Consider the following 24,053-nt stretch of genomic DNA (forward strand, 5'->3'; position numbering starts at 1 on the left):
AATTTATCGTCCGGCCTGCCTGAACGGCAGTTCCTCACCGGCCGGCGGCATGACATGCGCAACGTTGAGCGTCATCGACACCACATCGTAATAGCCGTTCACCGCGACCAAATCCATCACGCCCTGTTCGCCGAATTTTGCAACCGCTTTCTGGTAGATCGCATCGTCGACGCCATGGTCGCGGCGGAGCTGGGTAGTGAACTCCCAGACGATCGCTTCATCCTCCTTCATGTTTTCGGGCTTGCGGCCGGCACCGAGCGCCGCGACGATCTTCGGATCGAGCCCCGCCTTCAGCGCGAGCGGCGCGTGCGCATACCACTCATATTGCGAGCCCCAATATTGCGCGGTCATGATGATCGCCATCTCGTTGACGCGCTTGTCGAGCGAGGTGTTGAAACGGAGATATTCGCCGACCTTCTGCAAGCGGTCCGCGAGTTCCGGGCTGCGTAACCAGGCATTGAACGGTCCGCTCATGCCTTTGCGCGGGCCGGACATGATGGCATCCGCGACCGTGCGCTGGGCAGGGGTCATCTTCTCCAGCGGGATCTCCGGAAAGCGCTCGCCGGTCGCGGCCGGTGCGACGCCGGTGAACAGGATGCAAAGTGCCGAGACGCGCAGGATCGTTTTCATGGATGACCTCCCTGTTTGATGTCCGGACGGACGCCGGACTGCGCGGAAATTGTTGCAGCTTGGCGAGCGTTGGCAAGCTTTATTCGGGCGTCTTCCAGCCGCCGCGATATCCCTATAAGAGGTGGGCAGGTTGGTTGCGGGAAAGGCAGATCATGGCTGACAGGGCTGACGCGATCGCGCGGGTGCGCGCGCAATTTCACTCTGGCGAGTTCCTGCGCGAGCTCGACAAGCGGGTCGGCTATCGCACGGAAAGCCAAAATCCTGGCAGCGGTGACGCGCTACGCGCCTATCTCACGGAGAATCTGCAGCCCGCGCTGGCCGAACTCGATTTCAAGACTCGCCTGATCGAATCGCCGACAGGCAAGGGCCCATATCTCGTGGCCGAATATATCGAGAACGCCTCGCGCCCGACCGTGCTCACTTACGGCCATGGCGACGTCGTCGACGGCATGATCGGCGAATGGCGCGACAATCTCGATCCCTGGAAGACCACCATCAAGGGCGACCGCGTCTATGGCCGCGGCACCGCAGACAACAAGGGCCAGCACAGCATCAATATCGCGGCGCTGCGTGCGGTGCGGGAGACCCGCGGCGGCAGGCTCGGCTTCAACGTAAAGTTCATCATCGAGACCGGGGAGGAGATCGGCTCGCCCGACCTGCGAACGGTCTGCGAAGCCCATCGTGAGGAACTCAAGGCCGATCTGTTCCTGGCATCCGACGGGCCGCGGCTTTCGGCCGAGCGGCCCACGATCTTCCTCGGCTGCCGCGGCGGCAACCGTATCCATCTCGACGTCAACCTGCGCGAGGGCGGGCATCATTCCGGCAATTGGGGCGGTGTGCTCGCCAATCCTGCAACGATCCTGGCGAACGCGATCGCGAGCCTGGTCGACGCCAAGGGCCGGATGAAACTGGAAGCCTTGAAACCGCCACCGATCTCGAACCGGGTCCGCGCGGCGCTGGCGGATGTGAAGGTCGAGCCGGGCCCGGACGAGCCGGCATTGTCGCCGGACTGGGGCGAGGAGGGACTTTCGCCCGCCGAGCGGCTCTACGCCTGGAACACGCTGGAAGTGCTGGCGATGTCCTCGGGCAATATCGCAAGCCCCGCGAATGCGATCCCCGGAAAAGCGAATGCCGTTTTGCAGCTTCGCTTCGTCGTCGGCACGAAGATTGGCGAGGTCGTCGATGCCGTGCGTGCGCATCTCCATGCCAATGGTTTCCCGATGGTCGAAGTCAGCGGTGCCCAGCGCTTTGCGGCGTCGCGGACCGACATGGACAGTCCCTGGATCGACTGGACCGCGCAATCGATCCGCAACACCACCGGCAAGGCGCCGGCGGTGCTGCCGAATTTCGGCGGCTCGCTGCCGAACGACGTATTTTCGGAAGGATTGGGCCTGCCCACGATCTGGGTGCCGCATTCCTATCCCGGCTGCTCGCAGCACGCACCTGACGAGCACATTCTGCTGCCGGTGACCGAAGAGGCGCTCGCGATCATGGCCGGCCTGTTCTGGGATCTCGGCGAGATGGCGCGGGCGCTGTGATCGCGGCCGATGCACCAAGCGAGTCCCCATATGACGGACGGACTATATGAAGGATGCCGAGCCCGTCGATGCGCCGACGCCGCCATCGATCACCAAGTTTACGCCATTTACAAAGCTGGCATCATCACTGGCAAGAAACGCGATGACACCGGCAACTTCTTCCGGCTGGGCTGCCCGTCCCAGGGGAATGCGTTCTTCTAGCCGTTGAAGCACGTCTGGGAAGCGTTCGAAGACGCGCCTCGTCAGGTCGGTGAATATGGTGCCTGGACAGACCGCGTTGATGCGCACGCCTTTTGAGGCAAATTCGAGGGCCAGGCTCCGCGTGAGATTGCTGACCGCGCCTTTTGTGGCGTTGTAAAAGTTGAGCCCGCGATCGCCGCCAAGCCCCGAAATGGATGACACGTTGATGATCGAGCCCTTGCTCTCGATAAGATAAGCAAGCGTCGCCCGCGTTACGTTGAAGACCCCATCGACGTTGACCGCGAAGACCTCGCGCCAATTCTGAGTGGGCAGATCGAGGAAAGCCCCGGCAGTTCCCGTTCCCGCGTTGTTGACGACAATGTCGATCCTGCCGAGCCTGCGGACGACATCGGTCACGAGATCTTCAACAGCATTCGCGTTGGAGACATCAGCCGGCCGGATCATGCAGCGGTCGGCTGTCAAGGTTGCGGCGACGTCCTGCAATTTGGACGCCCGGCGTCCGTTCAGGACGACGATCGCTCCTTCCTCATGAAATCGGCGTGCGGTCGCAGCGCCGATACCACTGCCGGCGCCGGTGACGATGACTACCTTGCCGTCGAACCTTCGGGACATAGCTCGTGAACTCCACCTGATGCGATCGATGCGTCGGCGGATGCTGGGGAGCTTCGATTGCAGTTGTATTTCAGCGGAGACATTCTTGGCTACATTTGAAGGCGCTCACGGCGACGAGACTACGAATCGGCTGCGCGGAGGCGGAGCGCTCTCGACGAGGCGCTAGCGGGTGCGACTAAAGTGCACCGCCGCGGGTACCTTGCGACTGTCCGCACTTCAGGCCATCATGGCGGCAGCCATCGCCGGGCACGTTGGGGACACCTGCTTGAGCCATATGACGTCATCTCGGATGCGAGCCCTGCCGCCGTCGCGGCGTTGCCGCGCCGTCCGACCAAATGCGGCTGACGGACATTCTGACACAATCGAACCTATCCAAACGAGGAGAACTACGCATGAAACGCCTTCTTTCGATCGGCTTCGCGCTCGCCGCCGCGCTCGGCGCGGCTGAGGCCGGCGCCCAGGAGCTGACGGGGACGTTGAAGAACATCAAGGAGACCGGCACGATCACGCTCGGCCACCGCGACTCCTCAATCCCCTTCTCCTATCTCGACGACAACCAGAAGCCGATCGGCTATGCGATGGACATCTGCTACAAGATCGTCGACGCGGTGAAAAAGGAACTGAAGCTCGACAAGCTCGAGGTGAAACTCAATCCGGTGACGTCATCGACCCGCATTCCGCTGCTCGCCAACGGCACCATCGATCTCGAATGCGGCTCGACCACTAACAATGCCGAGCGGCAGAAGCAGATTTCCTTCACCAACACCCATTTCCTCACCGCGAGCCGCTACGTCTCGAAGAAGTCGAGCAAGCTCAATTCGATCGACGATCTCAAGGGCAAGGCCGTGGTGTCGACCGCGGGCACCACCAACATCAAGCAGCTCACCGAGGCCAACGCCGCGCGCGGGCTCAACGTCAACATCATCCCGGCCAAGGACCATGCGGAGGCGTTCCTGATGGTCGAAACCGACCGCGCGGTCGCCTTCGTGATGGACGATATCCTGCTCGCAAGTCTGGTTGCGGGGTCGAAAACGCCCGACGATTACGTGATCTCGAAGGACGCATTCTCGAAGCCGGAGCCTTACGGCATCATGCTGCGCAAGGACGACCCGGCCTTCAAGAAGGTGGTCGATGCGGCGACTGCCGCGCTCTACACCGGCGGCGAGGGACAGAAGATCTACGACAAATGGTTCACGCAGAAGATCCCGCCGAAAGGGCTGAACCTGAATACGCCGATCGCTGCGGAGCTGAAGAACGAGTTCGCCAAGCCCTCGGACTCGCCGGACCCGGATTCGTATAAGTAAACGCAGCTTTAGACCCTCATGGTGAGGAGCGCGTAGCGCGTCTGCGGACGATGCTTCGCATCGCCGGGAGAACCATGAGGCCCGACCGTGGCCTCATCCTTCGAGACGCTTGCTGCGCAAGCTCCTCAGGATGAGGGGAAACAGCGGCTGGCCGGCCATCCTTGGCCCGGCCATTGCATGGGCGGGCCGGGCGTATAGCGGAACGGGGGAGCTTTGAACTATCACTGGAACTGGCAGATCTTCTTCGAGCCGAACCCGACCGGCAGTGGCACCTATCTCGACATGCTGCTGTCGGGGCTGGCGCTGACGATCAAGACCGCGCTCACGGCCTGGATCATCGCGCTGGTGTTCGGCTCGGTGGTTGGCGTGCTGCGCACGCTGCCGTCGAAGGTCGCAGGCTGGATCGGCTTCTGTTATGTCGAATTCTTCCGCAACATGCCGCTGCTGGTGCAGCTCTTCCTGTGGTTCTTCGTGCTGCCGGAACTGTTGCCGCGCGCGGCGGGACTGTGGCTGAAGCAAATGCCGAACGCGCCGTTCTGGACGGCTTCGATCGGCGTCGGGCTGTTCATGTCGGCGCGCGTTGCCGTGCAGCTTGCCGCCGGTATCGCCTCGCTGCCGCGGGGCCAGAAGCAGGCGGCGACCGCGCTCGGGCTGACGACGGCACAGACCTATCGCTACGTGCTGCTGCCGATGGCCTATCGGATCATCCTGCCGCCGCTGACCTCCGAATTCCTCAACACCGTGAAGAACACGGCGGTGGCGATCACCATCGGGCTGATCGAATTGACCGGGCAGGCGCGCGCGATGCAGGAATTCTCGTTCCAGGTGTTCGAAGCCTTCACGGCCGCGACCATCATGTATCTGCTGGTCAATATCGTCGTCGTCACCGGCATGCGCTTCCTGGAGCGCAAGGTCGCGATTCCCGGCTACATCGCGGGGAAATAGCATGCTCGGCAGCTTCGATTTCGACGTCATCCGCCGCTCGCTGCCCTATCTCTTCGTCGACGGCATGACGTTCACGCTGACGCTGACCGCGCTGTCGGCGCTGGGCGGGTTGGTGTTTGGAACGCTGATCGCGCTGATGCGCTTGTCCGGCTTCAAGCTGCTCGGCCGCATCGCCGGGCTCTATGTCGATTTCATGCGCTCGCTGCCGCTGGTGCTGGTGATCTTCTGGTTCTATTTCCTGGTGCCCTATATCGGGCAGTGGCTGACCGGCGCATCGCGCCCGATCAGCGTCGGCGCGTTCGCCTCCTCGCTGATCACCTTCATCATGTTCGAGGCGGCGTATTTCTCCGAGATCATGCGCGCCGGCATCCAGTCGATCTCGCGCGGCCAGCCGGCAGCAGCGAGCGCGCTGGGCCTGACCTACGCGCAGAGCATGCGCTACGTCGTGCTGCCGCAGGCGTTCCGCAACATGCTGCCGGTGCTGCTCACCCAGACCATCGTGCTGTTCCAGGACACCTCGCTGGTCTACGTCCTGTCGATCCCGGATTTCCTCGGCGCCGCCAGCAAGGTGGCGCAGCGCGACGGGCGGCTGGTCGAGATGTACCTGTTCGCGGCCGTGGTCTATTTCACCATCTCCTGCCTTGCCTCCTTCGGCGTCCGCCGCCTCCAGGCGCGCATCGCCATCGTTCGGTAGATAGTCATGCAGTTGAAATTTCGAGGCACGCATCTCTTCACCTCTCCCATAGGGAGAGGTCGGATCGCACAAGCGATCCGGGTGAGGGGCTCTGCTCTATCGAGGGACCTTAACCCCTCACCCGGCGCTGCGCGCCGACGTCTCCCTTCGGGAGAGGTGATCTCGCGGCAAGAGTTGAGCCAGGCATGATCGAACTTCGCCACGTCAACAAATGGTACGGGCCGACCTTCCAGGTGCTGAAGGACTGCACCACCAGCGTCGCCAAGGGCGAGGTCGTGGTGGTCTGTGGCCCTTCGGGATCGGGCAAGTCGACGCTGATCAAATGCGTCAATGCGCTGGAGCCGATCCAGGGCGGCGAGATCATCCTGGACGGCATCAAGGTCAATGATCCCAAGACCGACCTGCCGAAGCTGCGCGCGCGGGTTGGCATGGTGTTCCAGCACTTCGAGCTGTTTCCCCATTTGCGGATTATCGACAATCTCTGCCTGGCGCAGGAGAAAGTGCTCGGCCGCAAGCACGATGAAGCGGTGGCAAAGGGGATGAAGCTGCTCGATCGCGTCGGGCTGAAGGAGCACGCAAAGAAATATCCGGCGGAGCTTTCCGGCGGGCAGCAGCAGCGCGTCGCGATTGCGCGGGCGCTGGCGATGGACCCCGTCGCGATGCTGTTCGACGAGCCGACCTCGGCGCTCGATCCGGAAATGATCAGCGAGGTGCTCGACGTGATGGTCGACCTCGCGCGCGAGGGCATGACCATGATGGTCGTCACTCATGAAATGGGCTTTGCCAGCAAGGTCGCCCATCGCGTGATCTTCATGGATCAGGGCGAGATCGTCGAGGATGCGCTGAAGGCGGATTTCTTCGGCAAGCCGCGCAGCGACCGCGCGCAGAAGTTCCTCTCGAAGATCTTGCAGCATTAATACTGCCGTCATTCCGGGGCACGCGAAGCGTGAGCCCGGAATCCATTCAGCCGCTTGCGCTGGCGGGGAAATGGATTCCGGGCTCGATGCTGCGCATCGCCCCGGAATGACGCCGAGGGTTTGATGGCCTGGAAGGCCTATCGGCGTTAACGAATTGCGTATAGAAACCCGATCGCATCACTACGTCCGGGAGACTTCGCTTGGAAAAGATCGCTTACGTCAACGGCTCCTATGTACCCCTTTCGGAGGCCAAAGTGTCGGTCCTCGACCGCGGCTTCCTGTTCGCCGATGGGATCTACGAGGTGGCCGCCGTGCTCGACGGCAAGCTGGTCGACAACGCCTCGCATCTGGCGCGACTGGAGCGCTCGGTCGGCGAGATCAGGCTGGAACTGCCGGAGAGCATCGCGCGGATCCAGGACATCCAGAAAGAGCTGGTGGCGCGCAACAAGCTCGTCAACGGCATGGTCTATCTGGAGGTGACCCGGGGCGCCGATACCGGCCGCGATTTTGCCTTTCCCAAGGGGGTGAAGCCGACGCTGGTGATGTTCACCTCTGAGAAGGACATCGTCGGGGCGCCCTCGGCCAAGACCGGCATCAACGTGATCACGGTGCCCGACATCCGCTGGGAGCGGCGCGACATCAAGAGCGTGGCGCTGCTGGCGCAGGTGCTGGCCAAGCAGGCGGCCGCCGAAGCCGGCGCCGGCGAGGCCTGGATGATCCAGGACAGCAAGGTCACCGAGGGCGGCTCGTCCTCTGCCTTCATCCTGACCCAGGACGACGTCATCGTGACCCGACAGAACGGCAGCGAAATTCTGCCCGGCTGCACCCGTAAGGCCGTGGTGGCGCTCGCCGAGGAACGCCAGCTCCGCGTCGAGGAGCGCGCCTTCTCGATCGAGGAGGCGCTGGCCGCCAAGGAAGCCTTCATCACCAGCGCCAGCCTGTTCGTGCAGGCGGTGGTCGCCATCGACGGCAAGAAGGTCGGCAATGGCAAGCCCGGCCCGATGACGGAGCGGCTGCGCGAGATCTATGTGGAGTTCGCCAAGGCGACCGCGGTGTAGCATGTCACCCTCGTCATTGCCGGGCTTGACCCGGCAATCCATCTCGCTTCGGAAGAGTCTTTTTTGATGGATGCGCGGGTCAAGCCCGCGCATGACGAGGGGTTGCCCGCGGCAATCCTAATGCGCGCCGCCGCCGGCCAGCGCATTCGGCTTCTTCAGGAGCGCCGCGGCGAACAGCGCGACGATCAGCGCGACGCCCATCACGTAAAAGGTGTCGCTGAAAGCCAGAATGTAAGCCTGCTTCTGCACGATCCTGCCGACTGCGACGATGGCGCGGTGCGTGGCGTCGGCATGGTCGGCGACGCCATGGCTCATGAAATACTGTGTAAGCTGCTCGATCCGCGTGCGGGTCGCCTGCTCCAATAGCGAGACCGACTGCATCAGCACGTTGGAATGATACTGCTCACGTTTGGTCAGCAGCGTCTGCAACAGCGCGATGCCGACGGCGCCACCGAGATTGCGCATCATATTGAAAAGCCCGGACGCCGAGCCGGCATTCTCGGCCTCGATCCCTGCGGTCGCGACCGCCGACAGCGGCGCCATCACCAGCGCCTGGCCGATGGCGCGCACGATGTTCGGCCAGAACAACTGGTCGGTGGCGTAGTCATAGGTCATATAGATGTTCATGAAATTGGAAGCGGCGAACAGCGTGAAGCCGACGCCGATGATGATGCGCGGGTCGAAGCGCTGCATCAGGCGTGGCACCAGCGGGATCAGCACGAGCTGCGGCAGCCCGGTCCATGCCAGCACCATGCCGATCTGCTCGGCATTGTAGCCCTGAATCCGTGACAGATATTGCGGCAGGATGAACACCGAGCCGTACAGCGCAGTGCCGAGCAGGAAATTGGCCAGCATGCCGAAGCCGAAGTTACGGCGGAGCAGCAGGCGCAGGTTGAGCAGCGGCTTGTTCGCGGTGAGCTCGATCACGATGAACGCCACTAGCGCCACCGCCGCGATGACGGAGAGGCGGACGATGAAGGGCGAGCCGAACCAGTCGTCCTTGTTGCCCTCTTCCAGCACCGTCTGCAGTGCGGACAGGCCGATCGCCATGGTGATGATGCCGGGCCAGTCGCCCTCGCGCAGAAGCGAGAGCTTCATTGGTTTTGCTTCCAGCGAGAAATAGAGCATGCCGACCATGATCGCGCCGGGCACCAGGTTGACATAGAAGATGTACTGCCAGCCCCAGTTCTCGGTGAGATAGCCGCCGATGGTCGGGCCGATCGCCGGCGCGAACGTCGCCGACAACGCGAATATGGCGAGCCCGATTGGCTGCTTCGCCTTAGGCAGCAGCGTGATGATCAAGGTGAACGCCATCGGGATCAGCACGCCGCCGGTGAAACCCTGCACGGCGCGCAGCGCGATCATCTGCGGCAGGTCGTGCGCGAGCGCGCAGGCCGCGGAAAAGACAAGGAACAGAACAGCGTTGGTCAGGAGATAGCGCCGGACCGAGAACACCTGCGCGAGCCAGCCGCTCAGGGGGATCACCACGATCTCGGCGACCAGATAGGAGGTCGAAATCCAGCCGCCGTCATCGATGCCGGCGCCGATCGCGCCCTGGATGTCCGCCAGCGAGGCGTTGACGATCTGGATGTTGAGCACCGCCATGAAGGCGCCGAGATTGGCGCCGACCACCGCGATCCAAATTTTTGCGGGGATAGCCGGTGCGGCGGCGGGTTTTGGGCTGAGGTCCGCGGAGGACGCGGCGTTGAGCGTGGGCTGTAGCGTGGTCATTAGTCTCGTCCGCTAGCGCGTGATGAAGCCGAATTGCTTCCGCGATCGATGCTGCACTCCTCTCCCGCATGCGGGAGAGGAGAACTCGCCGCTAGCCTCCATCCGGCCACGCGGCGCTGGCGGCAAGTCGGCTCTTGGCTTCGCGCTCGGCCAGCACGGTGGCCTTGGTGTCGACGGTCGGCACTGCGGACATGCCCGGGCGCAACAGGCCCTTCAGCCTGATATCATCGAGTACGATCTTGACCGGCACGCGCTGCACGATCTTGGTGAAATTGCCGGTGGCGTTGTCCGGCGGCAGCAGCGCAAATTCGAGTCCGCTCGCGGGCGACAGACTGTCGACATGGCCGCGCAGCTTGGTGCCGCGGAAACCGTCGATCTCGACTTCGACCGGCTGGCCGTTGCGCACATTCGTGAGCTGGGTCTCCTTGAAGTTGGCGACGACGTAGACGGCATCGAGCGGCACCACCGCCATCAACTGCGTGCCGGCCTGAACATATTGTCCGACCCTGAGCGAGCGTGCGCCGACGGTGCCGTCGACTGGCGCGGTGATCCGCGTATAGCTGAGGTTCAGCGATGCCTGCCGCTCCACCGCGCGGGCGCGATCGAGCTGCGCGACCGCCTTGGCGCGTTCGGTGGTGAGCACATCGACCTTGCGCTGGGCGGCGAGCAGGCCGGACTTGGAGTGCTGCAATTGCGCGTTGCTGGCACGGAGCGCGGCGTCGGTCTGCTGCGCGCGCTGCACGGTGCCGGAGCCGGTCTTCATCAGCCCCTCGTAGCGAGCCTGCTCCTCCTGGGCGAATTTCAGATTGGCTTCGGCGGCCGCGACGTCGGCCGTTTCCTGTTCGATGATGGGCTGCTGCTGGGCAAGCTGGGCATCGAGGTTGCGCACCGCAGCCTCGGAGGCGTCGACGTCGGCATGGGCCTGGGCCAGTGCGGCGCGGAAATCGCGGTCGTCGATTTCGGCCAGCAACTGCCCGGCCTTGACCGGCTGGTTATCGCCGACCAGCACCTGTGCGATATAGCCGGAGACCTTCGGCGAGACGATCGTGGAGTCGGCCTTCACATATGCGTCATCGGTCGATTCGAGGTAGCGGCCGGTAGTGAGATAGTCGTAGCCGAAATCGGCAATGCCGGCGACGCCGAGCACGGCGACCAGCGCCAATGCCGCCCGCCTGATCAACAGCCGCGACGGGCGCAGGCTTATTTTCTCTTTTGTATCAGTGACATAGGATGTCGTCGACATGGCTACCCCGAATACGTTTAGGCGCGCCTCCCGGGCGGGAGGGCGCCAAATCCGCGACATACATGCGATGTCTCCAGCGCTGTGATAATCCCGCCAAAACTGGAAGGATTATCCAGTGAGAGCAAATAATCGGGAACTCGCGCATGGACCGGTTGACCAGCCTGACGGCCTTTGTCCGGGTGGTGGATAGCGGCGGCTTTTCGGCCGCCGGCCGCCGCCTCAACATGTCCACGACCATGGTCAGCAACCATGTCCAGGCGCTGGAGGACCGGCTCGGCGTCCGGCTGCTCAACCGCACCACGCGCAAGGTGAGTCTCACCGAGGTCGGGCGCACCTATTACGACCGCTGCGTGCAGATCCTCGCCGACATCGAGCAGGCCGACGACATCGCCGGCGCGCTGCATTCGACGCCGCGCGGCACGCTGCGCGTCTATACCCATACCCACACGGTGCCCTATGTCGCGCCCGTCGTCGCCGAGTTCCTGAAGACCTATCCGGAGGTCAGGGTCGATCTCTCGATGGGCGAGCGCACGGTCGACATGATCGACGAGGGCTTTGACGTGGCCGTGCGCATGATCCGGCCGCCGGATTCAAGCCTGATCGTGCGCAGTCTCGCCACCTGGCGCCACGTGCTGTGCTGCTCGCACGACTACATCGAACGGCACGGCGCGGTGCATGAGCTTGCCCAGCTCAGCGAGCGCGATTGCGTGCGGCACGTAAACTATCCGTACCAGGACGAGTGGCGGTTCATCGACCGCACAGGCGCGCCGGCATCAGTGAAGGTATCCGGCCGGTTCACCACCAACAGCGGTGAGGCGCTGCGCATGGCGGCGCTGCAGGGGGCCGGCATCTGCCTCGCAGCGGGCTTCCTGGTTCACGGCGATCTCGAAGCCGGACGGCTGGTCCGCCTGCTGCCGGAATACCGGCCCGTCGAGCTTTCGTTGAACGCGGTCTATCCACATCGCCATCATCTATCGGCGAAGGTGCGGACTTTCATCGACATGCTGGTCAACCACAGCGCCGAGCAGCAGAAGCTGATCGACCCCTATTCGTGATGCCGCAATCGCGGCTTCGTAGGGTAAGCAAAGCGAAGCGTGCCCACCCTACGAGTTTTCTTTTCGTATTCGCCCGCTGAGGGCATCGCTTCCAGTGACGATGTGATGGCGCGGCGAAGCGTAATCCAATAGATTGCATGAGAATAGGGCAGGAGGGAGCGGCATGTTTGCGCTGAAGCGGGTGTCATTGTGTCGAACCATGACGCCGCTTGCGGTGATGCTCGCCTGCCTGCTCGCGCCGTTGCCGGCCGCGGCGTTCGGGCCGCCACCGAATGCGCCGCTGTCGATGGAAAAGCTCTCGCGTCTCGATGACTTCCTCACCGAGCAAAGCGCGACCGGAAAGATTCCCGGCGCGGCGCTGCTGATCCAGCGGCATGGCAAGCCGATCTATTTCAAATGCTTCGGTAAGCGCGACGTCGAAGCGAACATCGATATGACTGCGGATACGATCTTTCCACTGCATTCGGTGACGAAGACGGTCACCAGCGTGGCGGCGATGATCCTAATCGACCGCGGCAAGATCGCGCTCGACGATCCCGTCAGCAAATACATCCCTTCCTTTGCCAACATGAAGGTCGGCGTCGAGCGCAAGGACGAGTCGGGTCGCCCGGTGCTCGATCTGGTGCCGCTGATCCGTCCGGTCACGATCGAGGATCTGTTGCTGCACACGTCGGGCATCACCTACGGCTTCTATGGCGCGGGGCTGGTGAAGGCGGCCTATGACGGCATCTATCTCGGCGACTTCGACAATGCCGAATTCGCGGAGCGGATCGCGAAGCTGCCGCTTGCCGAGCAGCCGCGCACATTATGGGACTACGGCCATTCGATCGATGTACTCGGCCGCGTCATCGAGGTCGCATCGGGACAATCGCTCTATGAGTTCGAGAAGACGGCGCTGTTCGAGCCGCTCGGCATGACCACGACCAAATATTTCCTGACCGACCCGGCGGAGCGCGCCCGCTATGCGCGGCGGCTGCGCAGTGACGAGCGCATCGAGCGCAATCCGCTCGACGTGACGCGCTGGGAGTCCGGTGGCGGCGGCCTGGTATCGACGGTTGCCGACATGGCGCGTTACGGCCAGATGCTGCTCAATGGCGGCACGCTGAATGGCAAGACCATTCTCGGCCCGAAAACTTTCAAGGCAATGATGACTGACCATATCGGGCCGGGATCGGGCGTCGCCCGCAACTATTTCTACTATCCGGGCGACGGCTTTGGCTTCGGCTACGGGTTCGGGATCCGCACCGATGCCGGCAATGCCGTGCCGCCTCCGCCGGGCTCGCCCGGCGAGATCAAGTGGGACGGCGCTTCGGGGGCGTATATCGTCGTTGACCCGGCCCAGGACATGTTCTTCGTGCTGCTCTTGAACGCGCCCTCCGGGCGATGGCACGTCGAGGTCAACGTCAAGAGGATTGTTTACGATGCGTTCGAAAAGTGATCGAACAGAAGCCTGATCCGAAACGGCCCCCGATGCTGCGCAAGACCGACGGAACCGATCAAGGCGCAATCGCGACGACCCGCATCGTTGCGCTCGACCGCGCGCGCACCTTCATCATCCTGTTGGTGCTGATCCATCATTCGGTGGTGAACTACACTCATTTCGGCAGCGGCGACAAAGCGCGCTGGCTCGGCTTCGACCTTGTCGTGTTGTTCAACGACAGCTTCTTCATGGCCTGCATGTTCCTGATCTCGGGCCTGTTCGTGCACGACAGCCTGACGCGCCGGGGCGGAGCGAATTTCATCGCGGCCCGCGCCTGGCGCCTCGGCGTTCCCTATCTGGTGTCGATCTTCGTGCTGATGCCGGTGGCCTACTATCCGACCTTCCTGCGCTATCATCTGCCTGGCACGACCGATTTCAACTTCTTCTATTTCTGGTGGCACACGCTCACCATCGGGCCATGGCCGTCGGGACCGGCCTGGTTCCTGTGGGTGCTGCTCGCGCTCAATATTCTGACTGTCATCGTGTGGTCGGTCGGGCCGCGGCTGCTCAAGGGCTTGGGCCAGGTGATCTTCTTGACGCGCAACCGGCCGATGACGGCGTTCGCGGCATTCCTGGTGGTCTCGCTTGTTTCCTACGTGCCGATGCGCCTCATCTTTGGTGATGCGAGTTGGCTCGAGCCGGGCGGTTATCCGCTGCCGATCCAGACCAGCCGCATCTTGCTTTATGCCGCCTATTTCTTCACTGGCGTCGGCATCGGCGTGGTCAGCCTGCGCACGGGCATTTTCGCGGAGAACGGCGAAGTGGCAAATCGCTGGTTGCTGTGGCTTGGCTACGCGCTCGCGTTCTACGGCGCGATCCTGTTCCTGGTCTACGCTCACCACAACTGGATCGATTTCAACAATCCGCCGACGTGGTGGGAAGTGGCGTACGCGTTTGCCTTCGCGCTGTTCAGCGCGGCGATGGCGTTCGCGCTGCCGGCAACCTTCCTGCGTTTCGCGAGGGCCAAACTGCCCCTGTTAGATGCCATGCAGCCTTCGGCCTATGGCATCTATCTCCTGCACTACATCTTCATCATCTACCTGCAGTACCTGGTCTACGACCGTGCCTGGCCAGCCGGCCTGAAGGCAGCCATCGTGTTCGCCGGCACACTTGCGGCGAGCTGGGCGCTAACAGTGGCGCTGCGCAGGATTCCGCTCGTTGCGCGGATGATCTAGTCTCGTAGCCCGGGTGGAGCGGAACGCGGAACCCGGGACACCTGCACCAGCGTTTACGAGTTTCCCCGGGTTACGCTGACGCTCCACCCGGGCTATGAGGCTGTTTTCTACGAGGTTGTCTTCCCAAGCCCTGAGATGAAGCCCACTCGCGCAACGCAGCAATGCCGAAATGTGCTTGGTTCAGCAACGATCAACTGATTAGAGCGTTTCCAGTCACGAGCCGGTGCGAGATCGCCGGCGAGCCTGGAGATAGAGTCCCGCGATGTGGATCTTGTTGCTACTGCCGTTCGTCGGCCTGTTGTGGGTGCCATTTTATAATTTCCTGGAACCGTCGCTGTTCGGCTTCCCCTTCTTCTATTGGTATCAACTCGCCTGGGTGCCGATCACTTCATTCTTAATCTGGCTGGTCTATCGCAGCCGCAAGCCTGACGAAGCCTGAAGGAAGGTGCACGTCATGGCTGATCAGATCGAATGGATTCCACTTTCCGTCTTTGTTTTCTTCTTTGCGCTCGTCACCGTCATGGGCTTCATGGCGGCGCGCTGGAAATCCGGCGCCGTCAGCGAGCATCTCGATGAATGGGGCCTGGGTGGCCGCCAATTTGGCACCTGGGTCACCTGGTTCCTCGTCGGCGGCGACTTCTACACCGCCTACACCATCATCGCCGTGCCCGCGCTGGTCTATGCGGTCGGCGCTTACGGCTTCTTCGCGCTGCCTTACACCATCATCGTCTATCCCTTCGTGTTCGCGGTGATGCCTCTACTCTGGAAAGTGGCGCATTCGAAAGGCTACGTCACCGCTGCTGACGTCGTGCACGGCACCCATGACTCGCGGGCGCTCGAATTCGTGGTCGCGCTCACCGGCATCGTCGCGACGATGCCCTATATCGCGCTGCAATTGATCGGCATGGGCGTCGTGATCAAGGCGATGGGGCTGAGCGGCGAACTGCCGCTCGTCGCGGCCTTCGTCATCCTTGCGCTCTATACCTATAGTTCCGGCCTGCGCGCCCCGGCGCTGATCGCCTTCGTCAAGGACATCATGATCTATATCGTTGTGCTGGTGGCGGTCGTGGTGGTGCCGGCGAAGCTCGGCGGTTATGGCGCAGTGTTCGCTGCCGCCAACGATGCCTTCACGGCGAAGGGCGGCGACACCGGCCTGATCCTGAAACCGTCGCAGATGCTGGCCTTTGCGACGCTCGCGCTCGGCTCGGCGCTTGCGGCCTTCATGTATCCGCACACGCTGACCGGCGTCTTTGCTTCCAAATCTGCCGACACGATCCGCAAGAATGCGATCCTGCTGCCGGCCTATACGCTGCTGCTCGGCTTGATCGCGCTGCTCGGCTACATGGCCCATGCCGCGCACATTCAGGTGTCCTCGCCGAACGACGTCGTGCCGATGCTGTTCAAGGCGCTGTTTCCATCCTGGTTTGCGGGCTTCGCCTTCTCGGCGATCGCGATCGGCGCGCTGGTGCCGGCGGCGGTGATGAGCATCGGCGCCGCCAACCTGTTCACGCGCAATATCTGGAAGTCCTACGTCAATCCAGATATCACCCACGCCGGCGAAGCGTCAGTGGCGAAGATCGCTTCGCTGGTGGTGAAGGTCGGCGCATTGGCCTTCATCCTGTTCCTGCCGACGCAATATGCGCTCGACCTGCAACTGCTCGGCGGCCTCTGGATCATGCAGATCCTGCCGGCGCTGGTGTTCAGCCTGTTTACGCGCTGGTTCCGTGCCGAGGGGTTGCTGCTCGGCTGGGCGGCCGGCATCGGCTGGGGATCATGGACGGCGTGGAGCAATGGGCTGAAGCCGCTGGCGACGATCAATTTTGGCGGCGACAGCTACACCTTCTATGTCGGGCTCGGCGCGCTGATCCTCAACATCGCCGTTGCGGCGATCGCCACCGTGATCGTGACCTGGCTGTCACGGGCGGCTCAACGCGGCGCCCCGGCGCGATCCTGACGCAGCTTCGTTCGGCGCAGCTTGTGCGAGCTGCGCCGACAGGCCCGCGACCTCCGCCTTCACCTTGGCGATCGCCGCGTCCTTCACCGCGCCGTAGCCGCGGATGTCCATCGGCGCTCGGGCAATCGCGAGGATATCGGGCATGCGCCGGGCATCGATCCGGCCGAGCAGGACATCGATCTGTTCCTCATACCAGGCGATAAGGTCGCGCTCAGCGCGGCGCTCGGCGGTGTAGCCGAAGACGTCGAACGGTGTGCCCCGCAGCGTCTTCAGGCGCGCAAGAATCTTCAGCGGCGTCCTGATCCATGGGCCGAAGCTGCGTTTGCGCGGCCGACCGCGCGCGTCCTCCTTCGCCGGCAGGAACGGCGGCGCCAGATGATATCTCACCGAGAAATCGCCTTCGAACTGCTGGCGCAGCTCGTCGAGGAAGCCGGTCTCCATGTGAAGCCGCGCCACCTCATATTCGTCCTTGTACGCCATCAGCTTGAACAGAGCGCGCGCGACCGCGTCCGTCAGCGCCTCGGTTCCGAGCGAAGCCTCGGCATCCTGCACCCGCTTCACCGTTTTCCGATAGCGCGCAGCATAGGCTACGTCCTGGTAGGTCGTCAGAAAATCGGCGCGGCGCGCGATCACCTGATCGAGCGTTTCCGCTTCGATCGTTCTCGCGCTATCCGCGTCGGGCAGAAAGTCCGGATCGACGCTGGCGATGCGTCCCCAGGCAAAGGCCTGCTTGTTGCGCTCAATGGCGACGCCGTTGAGCTCGATCGCACGGAGCAGCGCGTTCAGCGAGACCGGGACGAGGCCGTGCTGCCAGCCGAAGCCGAGCATGATGATGTTGGCAAAGACGGTGTCGCCGAGCAGCCGCTCGGCCAGTGCATTGGCGTCGATCGTGCTGAGATGACCGCAGCCGATCACGTTCTCGATGGCGCGCAGGCGGGTTGATGCGGCAAGGTCCGCATCTCGGAAGCGCACGACGTCGCCGGTCGGCATCTCCGCACTGTTGAGCGCGGCGCGCATGCCCTTCCGATAGGTGCCCGATGCCTTGGCGGAGGAGCTGACGACGACATCGCAGCCGATCAGCGCGTCGGCCGCGCCCTGGTCGATGCGGACCTGGTGCAGTTCGTCCGGCTGGGCGGCGATACGGATATAGCTCAAAACCGGTCCGAACTTTTGCGCAAAGCCGGTGAAATCGAGCACCGAGACGCCGCGGCGCTCGAGATGCGCGGCCATGCTGATCAGCGCGCCGACCGTGATGACGCCGGTGCCGCCGACGCCAGTCACCAGGAGATCATAGGGGCGATCGAGTGGTGCGAGCACCGGCAGCGGCAGCATGGCCGCGCGCGCCTGCGGATCGATGCTGCTTGCCGGCTTCGCGCGGCGCCTTGCGCCCTCGATAGTGACAAAGCTCGGGCAGAAGCCGTTGAGGCAGGAGAAATCCTTGTTGCAGGTCGAGAGATTGATGCGGCGCTTGCGGCCGAACGGCGTCTCCTTCGGCTCGACGCTGAGGCAGTTCGATTCCACCGAACAGTCGCCGCAGCCTTCGCAGACGAGGTCGTTGATATAGGCAAAGCGCGGCGGCTCTTCGATCTGGCCGCGCTTGCGGCGGCGGCGTTTTTCGGTGGCGCAGGTCTGCTGGTAGATCAGCACGGAGACGCCGGGAATGTCGCGCAGCTCGCGCTGCACGCCATCCATCTCCTCGCGCGGATGGATGGTGACGCCGATGGGGAAGTCGGCGGGCGCGAACTGCGAGGGCTCGTCCGAGACCAGTGCGATCCGCGCCACGCCTTCGGCGCGGACGCTGTGTGCGATAGCATGCACGCTCACAGGCCCGTCGACCGGTTGGCCGCCGGTCATGGCCACGGCGTCGTTGAACAGGATCTTGTAGGTGATGTTGGCGCCGGCTGCGATGGCCTGGCGGATCGCCATCGATCCGGAGTGATAATAGGTGCCTTCGCCGAGATTCTGGAAGATGTGCTTGTGGTTAGTGAACCGCGACGATGCCGCCCAGTTGACGCCTTCGCCGCCCATCTGGATCAAGGACGAGGTCTCGCGGTCCATCCAGCTCGCCATGAAATGACAGCCGATGCCGGCGAGCGCCTTCGATCCCTCCGGCACTTTGGTCGAGGTGTTGTGCGGGCAGCCGGAGCAGAAATAGGGTGTGCGGGTCGCGCCCGCGATCGTGATCACGCGCTGTGCGTCAGGGGTGAGTGCGGCGGCGCGCTTCGCAAGATCGAGGCCGGGGAAGATCGGGTCGAGGCGCCGCGCCAGCACCTCGGCGAGCGCGCGTGGCGACAATTCGCCGATCCATGAGATCAGGCGCGCACCGGTCTCGTCATGCTTGCCGACCATGCGCTCCGGCTTCGAGCCCGGATAGTCGTAGAAATATTCCTTGAACTGGCTCTCGATGATGCCGCGCTTTTCCTCCACCACCAGGATCTCGCGCTTGCCCTTCACGAACTCCATCGCGTCGTGCAGCGCGAGCGGCCAGACCATGCCGACCTTGTAGATGTCGATGCCAAGGCGGCGGCAGGCAGCCTCATCGAGGCCAATCAGCCGCAGCGCTTCCATCAGGTCCAGATGCGCCTTGCCGGTCGTGACGATGCCATAGGTCGCGTGCGGGATGTCGTAGATGTGGCGGTCGATCGGGTTGGCTTTTGCAAAGGCGTAGACCGCGTGCTTCTTGGCCTCCAATCGCTCCTCGATCTGTGGGCCCGGAAGATCGGGCCAGCGATAGTGCAGGCCGCCGGGCGGCGGCGTGAAATCGGGCGTACGGAAGATGCGTGGCCGGCGCAGCGCGACGGAGGCGCCGGATTCGACGATCTCCGAGATCGCCTTGAAGCCGACCCACATGCCGGAGAAGCGGCTCAGCGCGTAGCCGTATTCGCCGAACTCGAGATATTCGGCGACGCTTGCCGGATGCAGCGTCGGCATGAACCAGCTCATGAAGGCGACGTCGGACTGGTGCGGCATCGAGGAGGAAACGCAGCCATGATCGTCGCCCGCGACAACAAGCACGCCGCCATGCGGTGACGAGCCATAGGCGTTGCCATGCTTGAGCGCATCGCCGGAACGGTCGACGCCCGGGCCCTTGCCATACCAGAGGCCGAACACGCCCTGCACGGTGCGATCGGGTTGGGTCTCGACTTGCTGTGAGCCGAGCACTGCGGTTGCCGCGAGGTCCTCGTTGACCGCGGGCAGGAATTCGATGCGCTCCGTCTTGAGGCGATTGGCGATGCGCCAGAGTTCGAGATCGACGCTGCCGAGGGGCGAGCCACGATAGCCGGAGATGAAGCCGGCGGTGTTGAGCCCCGCCGCGCGGTCGCGTCTGGCCTGGTCGAGCACGATGCGAACGATGGCCTGCGTGCCCGTGAGGAAGACGCGGCCCTCACCGCGTTCATAGCGGTCGGAAAGCTGATAGGTGTCGAGGGAGGGAATGGCGTCCATGGCCGGCCTCGCGTCGGATTCGAGTCGCTCGACGGTAATCCCGTCAGTCCGGCAAGTGTTACCAATTCATCCCTGCGACACAGCTCATACCGGTAGGATTTTGTAGGAAGGCCTAGTTCTTGGTAGGATCTACCAAACGGAGGTGCCCTCATGGTCGAAGAACAGGACGAACGCATCCTTACTGAGCTGCAGAAGAACGGACGAGCGACCAACCAGGAGCTTGCCGAGGCGGTCGGCATGTCGACCTCGGCCTGCTGGCGGCGCGTGCGCTCCCTGGAGGAATCCGGCGTGATATCGGGCTATTCGGCGCTGGTGGAACGTGAGCGTGCCGGCTTTGCAACGTCGGCGATCCTTCATGTTTCGCTGGAGCGGCATGATGCGAAATTCGTCGACGAGTTCGTGGCGCGGGTGAAACGGCGCAGTGAAGTCCTGGAATGTTTCGCGACCACGGGAGATGCCGACTATCATCTGCGTGTCGTGGTGCGCGACATGCACGCGTATAATCAGTTCCTGGACGAATTCATGTTCCGCGTGCCCGGCATCCGCTACGTCCGCACCAACATGATCCTGAAGGAAATCAAGACCGGCGTGGCGCTTCCGTTCGATACCAGGCGGCCGCGGAAGGATTGAGACGTAGGGTGGGCAAAGCGAAGCGTGCCCACCTTCGAGCACTCCGCTCGTGATGGTGGGCACGCTTCGCTTTGCCCACCCTACAAACCTTATCGCTACTCCCTCACGAACCGGTTGCGCAGCGTGCCGATGCCGGTGATGTCGATCTCGACCACGTCACCCGCTTTCAGGTCCGGCGAGGCGCCGTCGGTGCCCATCCAGATCACGTCGCCCGGCCAAAGCGTGAAATACTTCGTCAGTTCGACGATGAAGGGGACGATGCCGAAAATCATATCGTTGGTGCGGAAGCGGTTGGTCTCCTTGCCGTTGACCCGCACCACCGTCTCCATCTTGTCGAGATCGACATCGGTCTCGATCCATGGACCCATCGGCTTGAAGGTATCGGCGTTCTTGGAGCGCCAGAGGCCGCGGTCGGCCTTCTGCCAACTGCGCTCGCTGACGTCATTGCCGATGGTGTAGCCGAACACGCAGGACATCGCGTTCGCCGCATCGAGGTGTTTTGCCTTCTTGCCGATGACGACCACGAGCTCACCTTCGTAGTGAATCTTTTCCGTTGCGGTCGCCGGGATCACCACGTCCTCATCGTAGGCGATCAGGGCGTTCTGGGCGCGGTAGCCGATTTCGGGCCGGTCGGGCACGGCGGGGATTTCGCCGCGCTTATCGGCGGCCTCCTTCAGGTGCTTCAGATAATTGAGCCCGACGCAATAGAAGGTGCGCGGGACCAGCGGCAGCTCGATCTTTACGTCTCGGAGCGCATGCGTCTCCGCGGTACGCCGCCATTCGCCGAAGGGATCGCCGTCCACTGAGACGACCTTTTCACCCTCGACGAGACCCCAGGAGGTCTTCTCTTGGGCGGTGAATTTAAGCCAGCGCATCGATCTGCTCTCTCATTCCGCCGCAACCTGCGGCGGGATTTTCCAGGCTCCGGCCGCGGGACGGGGCAGGCCGAGATTCTCGCGCAGCGTCTTGCCGGTATAGTCACGGTGGAATAGCCCGCGGCGTTGCAATTCCGGCACGACGTGGCGAACGAAATCAGCGTAGGAACCGGGCACATAGCTCGCCGCAATGACAAATCCATCGCAGCCGCGCCCGACGAACATCTCCTCCAGCCGATCGGCGATGTCCTTCGGCCCGCCGACGATCGCATCCTTCACCAGGCCGCGGCCGGAGAAGGTGATGAAGTCGCGCGTGGTTGGATTGGTCTTGCCGGAGGTTTTCAGCACGCCGTCGCGGATGCCGAGCATGCCTTGCATGCCCTGCAGTTCCTCCGTCGTCAGCGGCTCGTCGATGCCCTTGGCGCCGAAGTCGAAGTTCAGTCCCTCGGCGAGCAGGGACAGCGCGTCGATCTCCAGCGGCAGCTTCTGGATCAGCGCCATCCGGTCTTCCGCCTCGGCCTTGGTCGCGCCGCACACCGGCGTGATCAGATTGCAGAGGAACATCTGGTCGGGATCGCGACCGGCCTTTGCCGCCTCATTGCGGATCGCCTCATAGCCTTGCCTTGCGCTGGCAAGATTGCGCGCGGCGGTGAAGATCACCTCGCCCCATTGCCCGGCAAAACGCTGGCCGCGGCCGGAAGCGCCGGCCTGGATAATGACGGGATGACCCTGCGGCGAACGCGGCACGGTGAAGGGTCCGCGCGACTTGAAGAACTTTCCGTCGTGATCGAGCCGCTTCACCTTGGTCGGATCGGCGAAACGGCCGCTCTTCTTGTCGACGATGAGTGCGCCGTCCTCCCAGGAATCCCAATGGCCGAGCACGACCTCCATGAATTCGTCGGCGCGGTCGTAGCGCAAATCGTGTTCGAGATGGTGCTCGCGGCCCATGTTGAGGGCTTCGCCGTCATTGACCGAAGTCACCACATTCCAACCGGCACGGCCGCCGGTCATGAGGTCGAGGGTGGCGAAGCGGCGCGCGACGTCGAACGGCTCGTAGTAAGTGGTCGAACAGGTCGAGGCGAGGCCGAGTTTCTCGGTGACCATGCCCATCGTGGTCAGCACGATCACCGGGTCCATCTTCACGCAGCGGATGCCGTATTCGACGGTGTGGGCGTGATCGTTGCCATAGCGGTCCGGCATCGCCAGGCGGTCGTCGAAGAACGCCATGTGGAATTTGCCAGCCTCGAGGATCCGCGCGATCTCCTGGTAGTAATCCGCCGACATCGAATCGTCGCGCGATTGCGGATGGCGCCAGGAGCCCGGCAGATTGGTGCAGTTCTGCGCCTGCAGGAAACCGACCAGTGCCATTTGCCGTGTCATGCCGCTGTCCCCCCTCTCACGCCAGATCGAGTTGTTTTGACAGCCCGTACTCGCCGGCGAGCGCGCGCAGCTTGTCCCAGGTCGCTTCCTCGATCTCGATGCCGTTCTTCCGCCGCTCCTGTTCGCGCAGAAATTCGACCTCGCCGGGATAGAACACGCCCGGACTTCCGTCCGAGGGCGGCGTCGATTTCAGGTAGCGGGCGAACTCGGCCACCTCGCGCTTGAAATCCTGCAACGGACGGAAGGCGGCGACATTGAACACCGCCATGAAGCATCCGTCATTGTGGCGTCCGGTCGGCTCGACGCCGAATCCAAGCCCGGTGAGCAGGCCGCACAGGACTTCCACCATGGCCGCCAAGCCAGAGCCCTTATAGCCCTCGCTGCCACCAAGCGGCAGCAGCGCGCCGCCCTTGCGATAGTCCGTCGGGTCGGTGGTGTGGCGGCCTTCGGCGTCGATGATCCATCCGGTCGGAATCCGCTCGCCGCGTGCGACCGCGAGCTGGATCTTGCCCGCGGCGACCGCCGAGGTTGCCATGTCCAGATAGAACGGCGCCTCGAGCTCGGACGGCACCGCGATCGAGATCGGGTTGGTGCCGAGCCGCGCCTCGCGGCCGCCGAATGGCGCGACGTGTTTTGGCGAGCGGCCGGAATCGGCAGTGGCGATGCCGATCATGCCTTCGCGCATCGCCATCATGGGATAGTGCGCAAGCCGCCCGACATGGCTCTGTCGGAACACGGTGCAGGCGGCGACATTGGCGGTCTTGGCCTTGGCAATCGTCAATTCCATCGCCTTGGCATTGACGTGGAAGCCGAAGCCCCAATGGCCGTCGATCACGGTCGTGGTCGGCGATTCCTGGACGATGGTCCATTTCGCGCCGGGCACGATATGGCCGGCCTTGATGCGGTCGATATAGGTCGGGACCGCGATGATCCCGTGCGAGTCATGTCCGGCGAGATTGGCGTTGACGCAGCCGATCGCGACCGCCTGGGCTTCCTCCTCCGAGGCGCCGGCGCCGCGCAGCAGCGCCGCACCGATGCGGGTGAGACGATCGGCGTGGACGATCGGCATGGGGTTTCCTCGTATCGAAGCCCGTGTCACGCGGCGGATCTTGCTTGTTTGTGGTTCGCCATGGTCTCAAAGCCGTGGGCGACGAGCAAGACCAGAATGTCCGGTCCGCCATGACGCC

The 24,053-nt window shown here is 63.3% G+C and carries 20 protein-coding genes; 12 read left to right on the forward strand and 8 right to left on the reverse strand.

The annotated features are described in order from the left end of the window. Positions 1–3 precede the first annotated feature (3 nt). On the reverse strand, positions 4–630 hold the full coding sequence (locus ACZXDY_RS26355) for a carboxymuconolactone decarboxylase family protein (RefSeq protein ID WP_028168060.1): 627 nt from the start codon (positions 628–630) through the stop codon (positions 4–6). 152 nt (positions 631–782) lie between these two features. Here ACZXDY_RS26355 and ACZXDY_RS26360 point away from each other — a divergent pair, with 152 nt between their 5' ends. Then, positions 783–2,168: a M20 family metallopeptidase gene (locus tag ACZXDY_RS26360; protein WP_464347523.1), complete on the forward strand. Its 1,386-nt coding sequence runs from the start codon at positions 783–785 to the stop codon at positions 2,166–2,168. Between the two features lie 42 nt (positions 2,169–2,210). Here the strand turns inward: ACZXDY_RS26360 and budC are convergent, their stop codons facing one another. Beyond that, the gene (budC, locus tag ACZXDY_RS26365; RefSeq protein ID WP_464347524.1) at positions 2,211–2,981 is read right to left on the reverse strand and encodes a meso-2,3-butanediol dehydrogenase; all 771 of its coding nucleotides are present in this window, start codon (positions 2,979–2,981) and stop codon (positions 2,211–2,213) included. A 392-nt stretch (positions 2,982–3,373) separates the two neighbouring features. Between budC and ACZXDY_RS26370 the strand changes: the two genes are divergently transcribed. The 5 genes from ACZXDY_RS26370 (at position 3,374) to ACZXDY_RS26390 (ending at position 7,899) form a co-directional block, all read left to right on the forward strand. Continuing rightward, complete coding sequence (locus ACZXDY_RS26370; RefSeq protein ID WP_455998075.1) at positions 3,374–4,285, forward strand: amino acid ABC transporter substrate-binding protein; 912 nt, start codon at positions 3,374–3,376, stop codon at positions 4,283–4,285. A gap of 213 nt (positions 4,286–4,498) precedes the next feature. Beyond that, positions 4,499–5,230, forward strand: coding sequence for an amino acid ABC transporter permease (locus ACZXDY_RS26375; RefSeq protein ID WP_028168056.1), 732 nt, complete (start codon positions 4,499–4,501; stop codon positions 5,228–5,230). A 1-nt stretch (position 5,231) separates the two neighbouring features. Continuing rightward, positions 5,232–5,924 (forward strand): amino acid ABC transporter permease, encoded by a 693-nt coding sequence (locus tag ACZXDY_RS26380; protein WP_028168055.1) that lies wholly within the window; start codon positions 5,232–5,234, stop codon positions 5,922–5,924. 185 nt (positions 5,925–6,109) lie between these two features. After that, positions 6,110–6,841, forward strand: a complete 732-nt coding sequence (locus ACZXDY_RS26385) for an amino acid ABC transporter ATP-binding protein (protein WP_130229200.1) — start codon at positions 6,110–6,112, stop codon at positions 6,839–6,841. Positions 6,842–7,041: 200 nt separating this feature from the next. Next, complete coding sequence (locus ACZXDY_RS26390) at positions 7,042–7,899, forward strand: D-amino-acid transaminase (protein WP_464347525.1); 858 nt, start codon at positions 7,042–7,044, stop codon at positions 7,897–7,899. Positions 7,900–8,016: 117 nt separating this feature from the next. On the opposite strand, the gene ACZXDY_RS26395 is transcribed toward ACZXDY_RS26390, so the two are convergent. Then, on the reverse strand, positions 8,017–9,630 hold the full coding sequence (locus ACZXDY_RS26395) for an MDR family MFS transporter (RefSeq protein WP_464347526.1): 1,614 nt from the start codon (positions 9,628–9,630) through the stop codon (positions 8,017–8,019). Between the two features lie 91 nt (positions 9,631–9,721). Then, complete coding sequence (locus ACZXDY_RS26400; RefSeq protein ID WP_464347527.1) at positions 9,722–10,873, reverse strand: HlyD family secretion protein; 1,152 nt, start codon at positions 10,871–10,873, stop codon at positions 9,722–9,724. Between the two features lie 143 nt (positions 10,874–11,016). Between ACZXDY_RS26400 and ACZXDY_RS26405 the strand changes: the two genes are divergently transcribed. From ACZXDY_RS26405 to mctP, 5 genes are all read left to right on the forward strand, one after another. Then, positions 11,017–11,928 carry a LysR family transcriptional regulator gene (locus ACZXDY_RS26405; protein WP_464347528.1) on the forward strand — a complete coding sequence of 304 codons (912 nt, stop codon included), beginning with the start codon at positions 11,017–11,019 and terminating at the stop codon, positions 11,926–11,928. 163 nt (positions 11,929–12,091) lie between these two features. Then, complete coding sequence (locus tag ACZXDY_RS26410) at positions 12,092–13,366, forward strand: serine hydrolase domain-containing protein (protein ID WP_464347529.1); 1,275 nt, start codon at positions 12,092–12,094, stop codon at positions 13,364–13,366. Next, positions 13,363–14,583 carry an acyltransferase family protein gene (locus tag ACZXDY_RS26415; protein WP_464347530.1) on the forward strand — a complete coding sequence of 407 codons (1,221 nt, stop codon included), beginning with the start codon at positions 13,363–13,365 and terminating at the stop codon, positions 14,581–14,583. The genes ACZXDY_RS26410 and ACZXDY_RS26415 overlap by 4 nt, the downstream gene beginning before the upstream one ends. A gap of 262 nt (positions 14,584–14,845) precedes the next feature. Beyond that, on the forward strand, positions 14,846–15,022 hold the full coding sequence (locus ACZXDY_RS26420) for a DUF3311 domain-containing protein (RefSeq protein WP_028169316.1): 177 nt from the start codon (positions 14,846–14,848) through the stop codon (positions 15,020–15,022). A gap of 15 nt (positions 15,023–15,037) precedes the next feature. After that, a complete protein-coding gene (gene mctP / locus ACZXDY_RS26425) occupies positions 15,038–16,537 on the forward strand; it encodes a monocarboxylate uptake permease MctP (RefSeq protein WP_464347531.1) in 1,500 nt (499 codons plus the stop codon). Here the strand turns inward: mctP and ACZXDY_RS26430 are convergent. Beyond that, the gene (locus ACZXDY_RS26430; RefSeq protein ID WP_464347532.1) at positions 16,499–19,981 is read right to left on the reverse strand and encodes an indolepyruvate ferredoxin oxidoreductase family protein; all 3,483 of its coding nucleotides are present in this window, start codon (positions 19,979–19,981) and stop codon (positions 16,499–16,501) included. The genes mctP and ACZXDY_RS26430 overlap by 39 nt on opposite strands. A 150-nt stretch (positions 19,982–20,131) precedes the next feature. On the opposite strand from ACZXDY_RS26430, the gene ACZXDY_RS26435 reads away from it, so the two are divergent. Beyond that, a complete protein-coding gene (locus ACZXDY_RS26435; RefSeq protein ID WP_464347533.1) occupies positions 20,132–20,611 on the forward strand; it encodes an Lrp/AsnC family transcriptional regulator in 480 nt (159 codons plus the stop codon). A gap of 95 nt (positions 20,612–20,706) precedes the next feature. Here the strand turns inward: ACZXDY_RS26435 and ACZXDY_RS26440 are convergent, their stop codons facing one another. The 3 genes from ACZXDY_RS26440 to ACZXDY_RS26450 are packed head-to-tail and all read right to left on the reverse strand — an operon-like array spanning position 20,707 to position 23,935. Then, the gene (locus ACZXDY_RS26440; protein WP_464347534.1) at positions 20,707–21,486 is read right to left on the reverse strand and encodes a fumarylacetoacetate hydrolase family protein; all 780 of its coding nucleotides are present in this window, start codon (positions 21,484–21,486) and stop codon (positions 20,707–20,709) included. 12 nt (positions 21,487–21,498) lie between these two features. Beyond that, positions 21,499–22,866 carry an LLM class flavin-dependent oxidoreductase gene (locus ACZXDY_RS26445; protein WP_464347535.1) on the reverse strand — a complete coding sequence of 456 codons (1,368 nt, stop codon included), beginning with the start codon at positions 22,864–22,866 and terminating at the stop codon, positions 21,499–21,501. A 16-nt stretch (positions 22,867–22,882) separates the two neighbouring features. Further along, positions 22,883–23,935, reverse strand: a complete 1,053-nt coding sequence (locus tag ACZXDY_RS26450; RefSeq protein ID WP_464347536.1) for an Ldh family oxidoreductase — start codon at positions 23,933–23,935, stop codon at positions 22,883–22,885. Positions 23,936–24,053 lie beyond the last annotated feature (118 nt).

Source organism: Bradyrhizobium sp. LeoB3 (assembly GCF_055456055.1).

What these genes read in the sequence shown, in the direction of transcription:
- ACZXDY_RS26355 (WP_028168060.1), bottom strand. Translation starts at nt 630, where the DNA reads ATGAAAACGATCCTGCGCGTCTCGGCACTTTGCATCCTGTTCACCGGC.
- ACZXDY_RS26370 (WP_455998075.1), top strand. Translation starts at nt 3,374, where the DNA reads ATGAAACGCCTTCTTTCGATCGGCTTCGCGCTCGCCGCCGCGCTCGGC.
- ACZXDY_RS26380 (WP_028168055.1), top strand. Translation starts at nt 5,232, where the DNA reads ATGCTCGGCAGCTTCGATTTCGACGTCATCCGCCGCTCGCTGCCCTAT.
- ACZXDY_RS26400 (WP_464347527.1), bottom strand. Translation starts at nt 10,873, where the DNA reads ATGTCGACGACATCCTATGTCACTGATACAAAAGAGAAAATAAGCCTG.
- ACZXDY_RS26395 (WP_464347526.1), bottom strand. Translation starts at nt 9,630, where the DNA reads ATGACCACGCTACAGCCCACGCTCAACGCCGCGTCCTCCGCGGACCTC.
- ACZXDY_RS26385 (WP_130229200.1), top strand. Translation starts at nt 6,110, where the DNA reads ATGATCGAACTTCGCCACGTCAACAAATGGTACGGGCCGACCTTCCAG.
- ACZXDY_RS26440 (WP_464347534.1), bottom strand. Translation starts at nt 21,486, where the DNA reads ATGCGCTGGCTTAAATTCACCGCCCAAGAGAAGACCTCCTGGGGTCTC.
- ACZXDY_RS26430 (WP_464347532.1), bottom strand. Translation starts at nt 19,981, where the DNA reads ATGGACGCCATTCCCTCCCTCGACACCTATCAGCTTTCCGACCGCTAT.
- ACZXDY_RS26450 (WP_464347536.1), bottom strand. Translation starts at nt 23,935, where the DNA reads ATGCCGATCGTCCACGCCGATCGTCTCACCCGCATCGGTGCGGCGCTG.
- budC (WP_464347524.1), bottom strand. Translation starts at nt 2,981, where the DNA reads ATGTCCCGAAGGTTCGACGGCAAGGTAGTCATCGTCACCGGCGCCGGC.
- ACZXDY_RS26445 (WP_464347535.1), bottom strand. Translation starts at nt 22,866, where the DNA reads ATGACACGGCAAATGGCACTGGTCGGTTTCCTGCAGGCGCAGAACTGC.
- mctP (WP_464347531.1), top strand. Translation starts at nt 15,038, where the DNA reads ATGGCTGATCAGATCGAATGGATTCCACTTTCCGTCTTTGTTTTCTTC.
- ACZXDY_RS26420 (WP_028169316.1), top strand. Translation starts at nt 14,846, where the DNA reads ATGTGGATCTTGTTGCTACTGCCGTTCGTCGGCCTGTTGTGGGTGCCA.
- ACZXDY_RS26360 (WP_464347523.1), top strand. Translation starts at nt 783, where the DNA reads ATGGCTGACAGGGCTGACGCGATCGCGCGGGTGCGCGCGCAATTTCAC.
- ACZXDY_RS26435 (WP_464347533.1), top strand. Translation starts at nt 20,132, where the DNA reads ATGGTCGAAGAACAGGACGAACGCATCCTTACTGAGCTGCAGAAGAAC.
- ACZXDY_RS26405 (WP_464347528.1), top strand. Translation starts at nt 11,017, where the DNA reads ATGGACCGGTTGACCAGCCTGACGGCCTTTGTCCGGGTGGTGGATAGC.
- ACZXDY_RS26410 (WP_464347529.1), top strand. Translation starts at nt 12,092, where the DNA reads ATGTTTGCGCTGAAGCGGGTGTCATTGTGTCGAACCATGACGCCGCTT.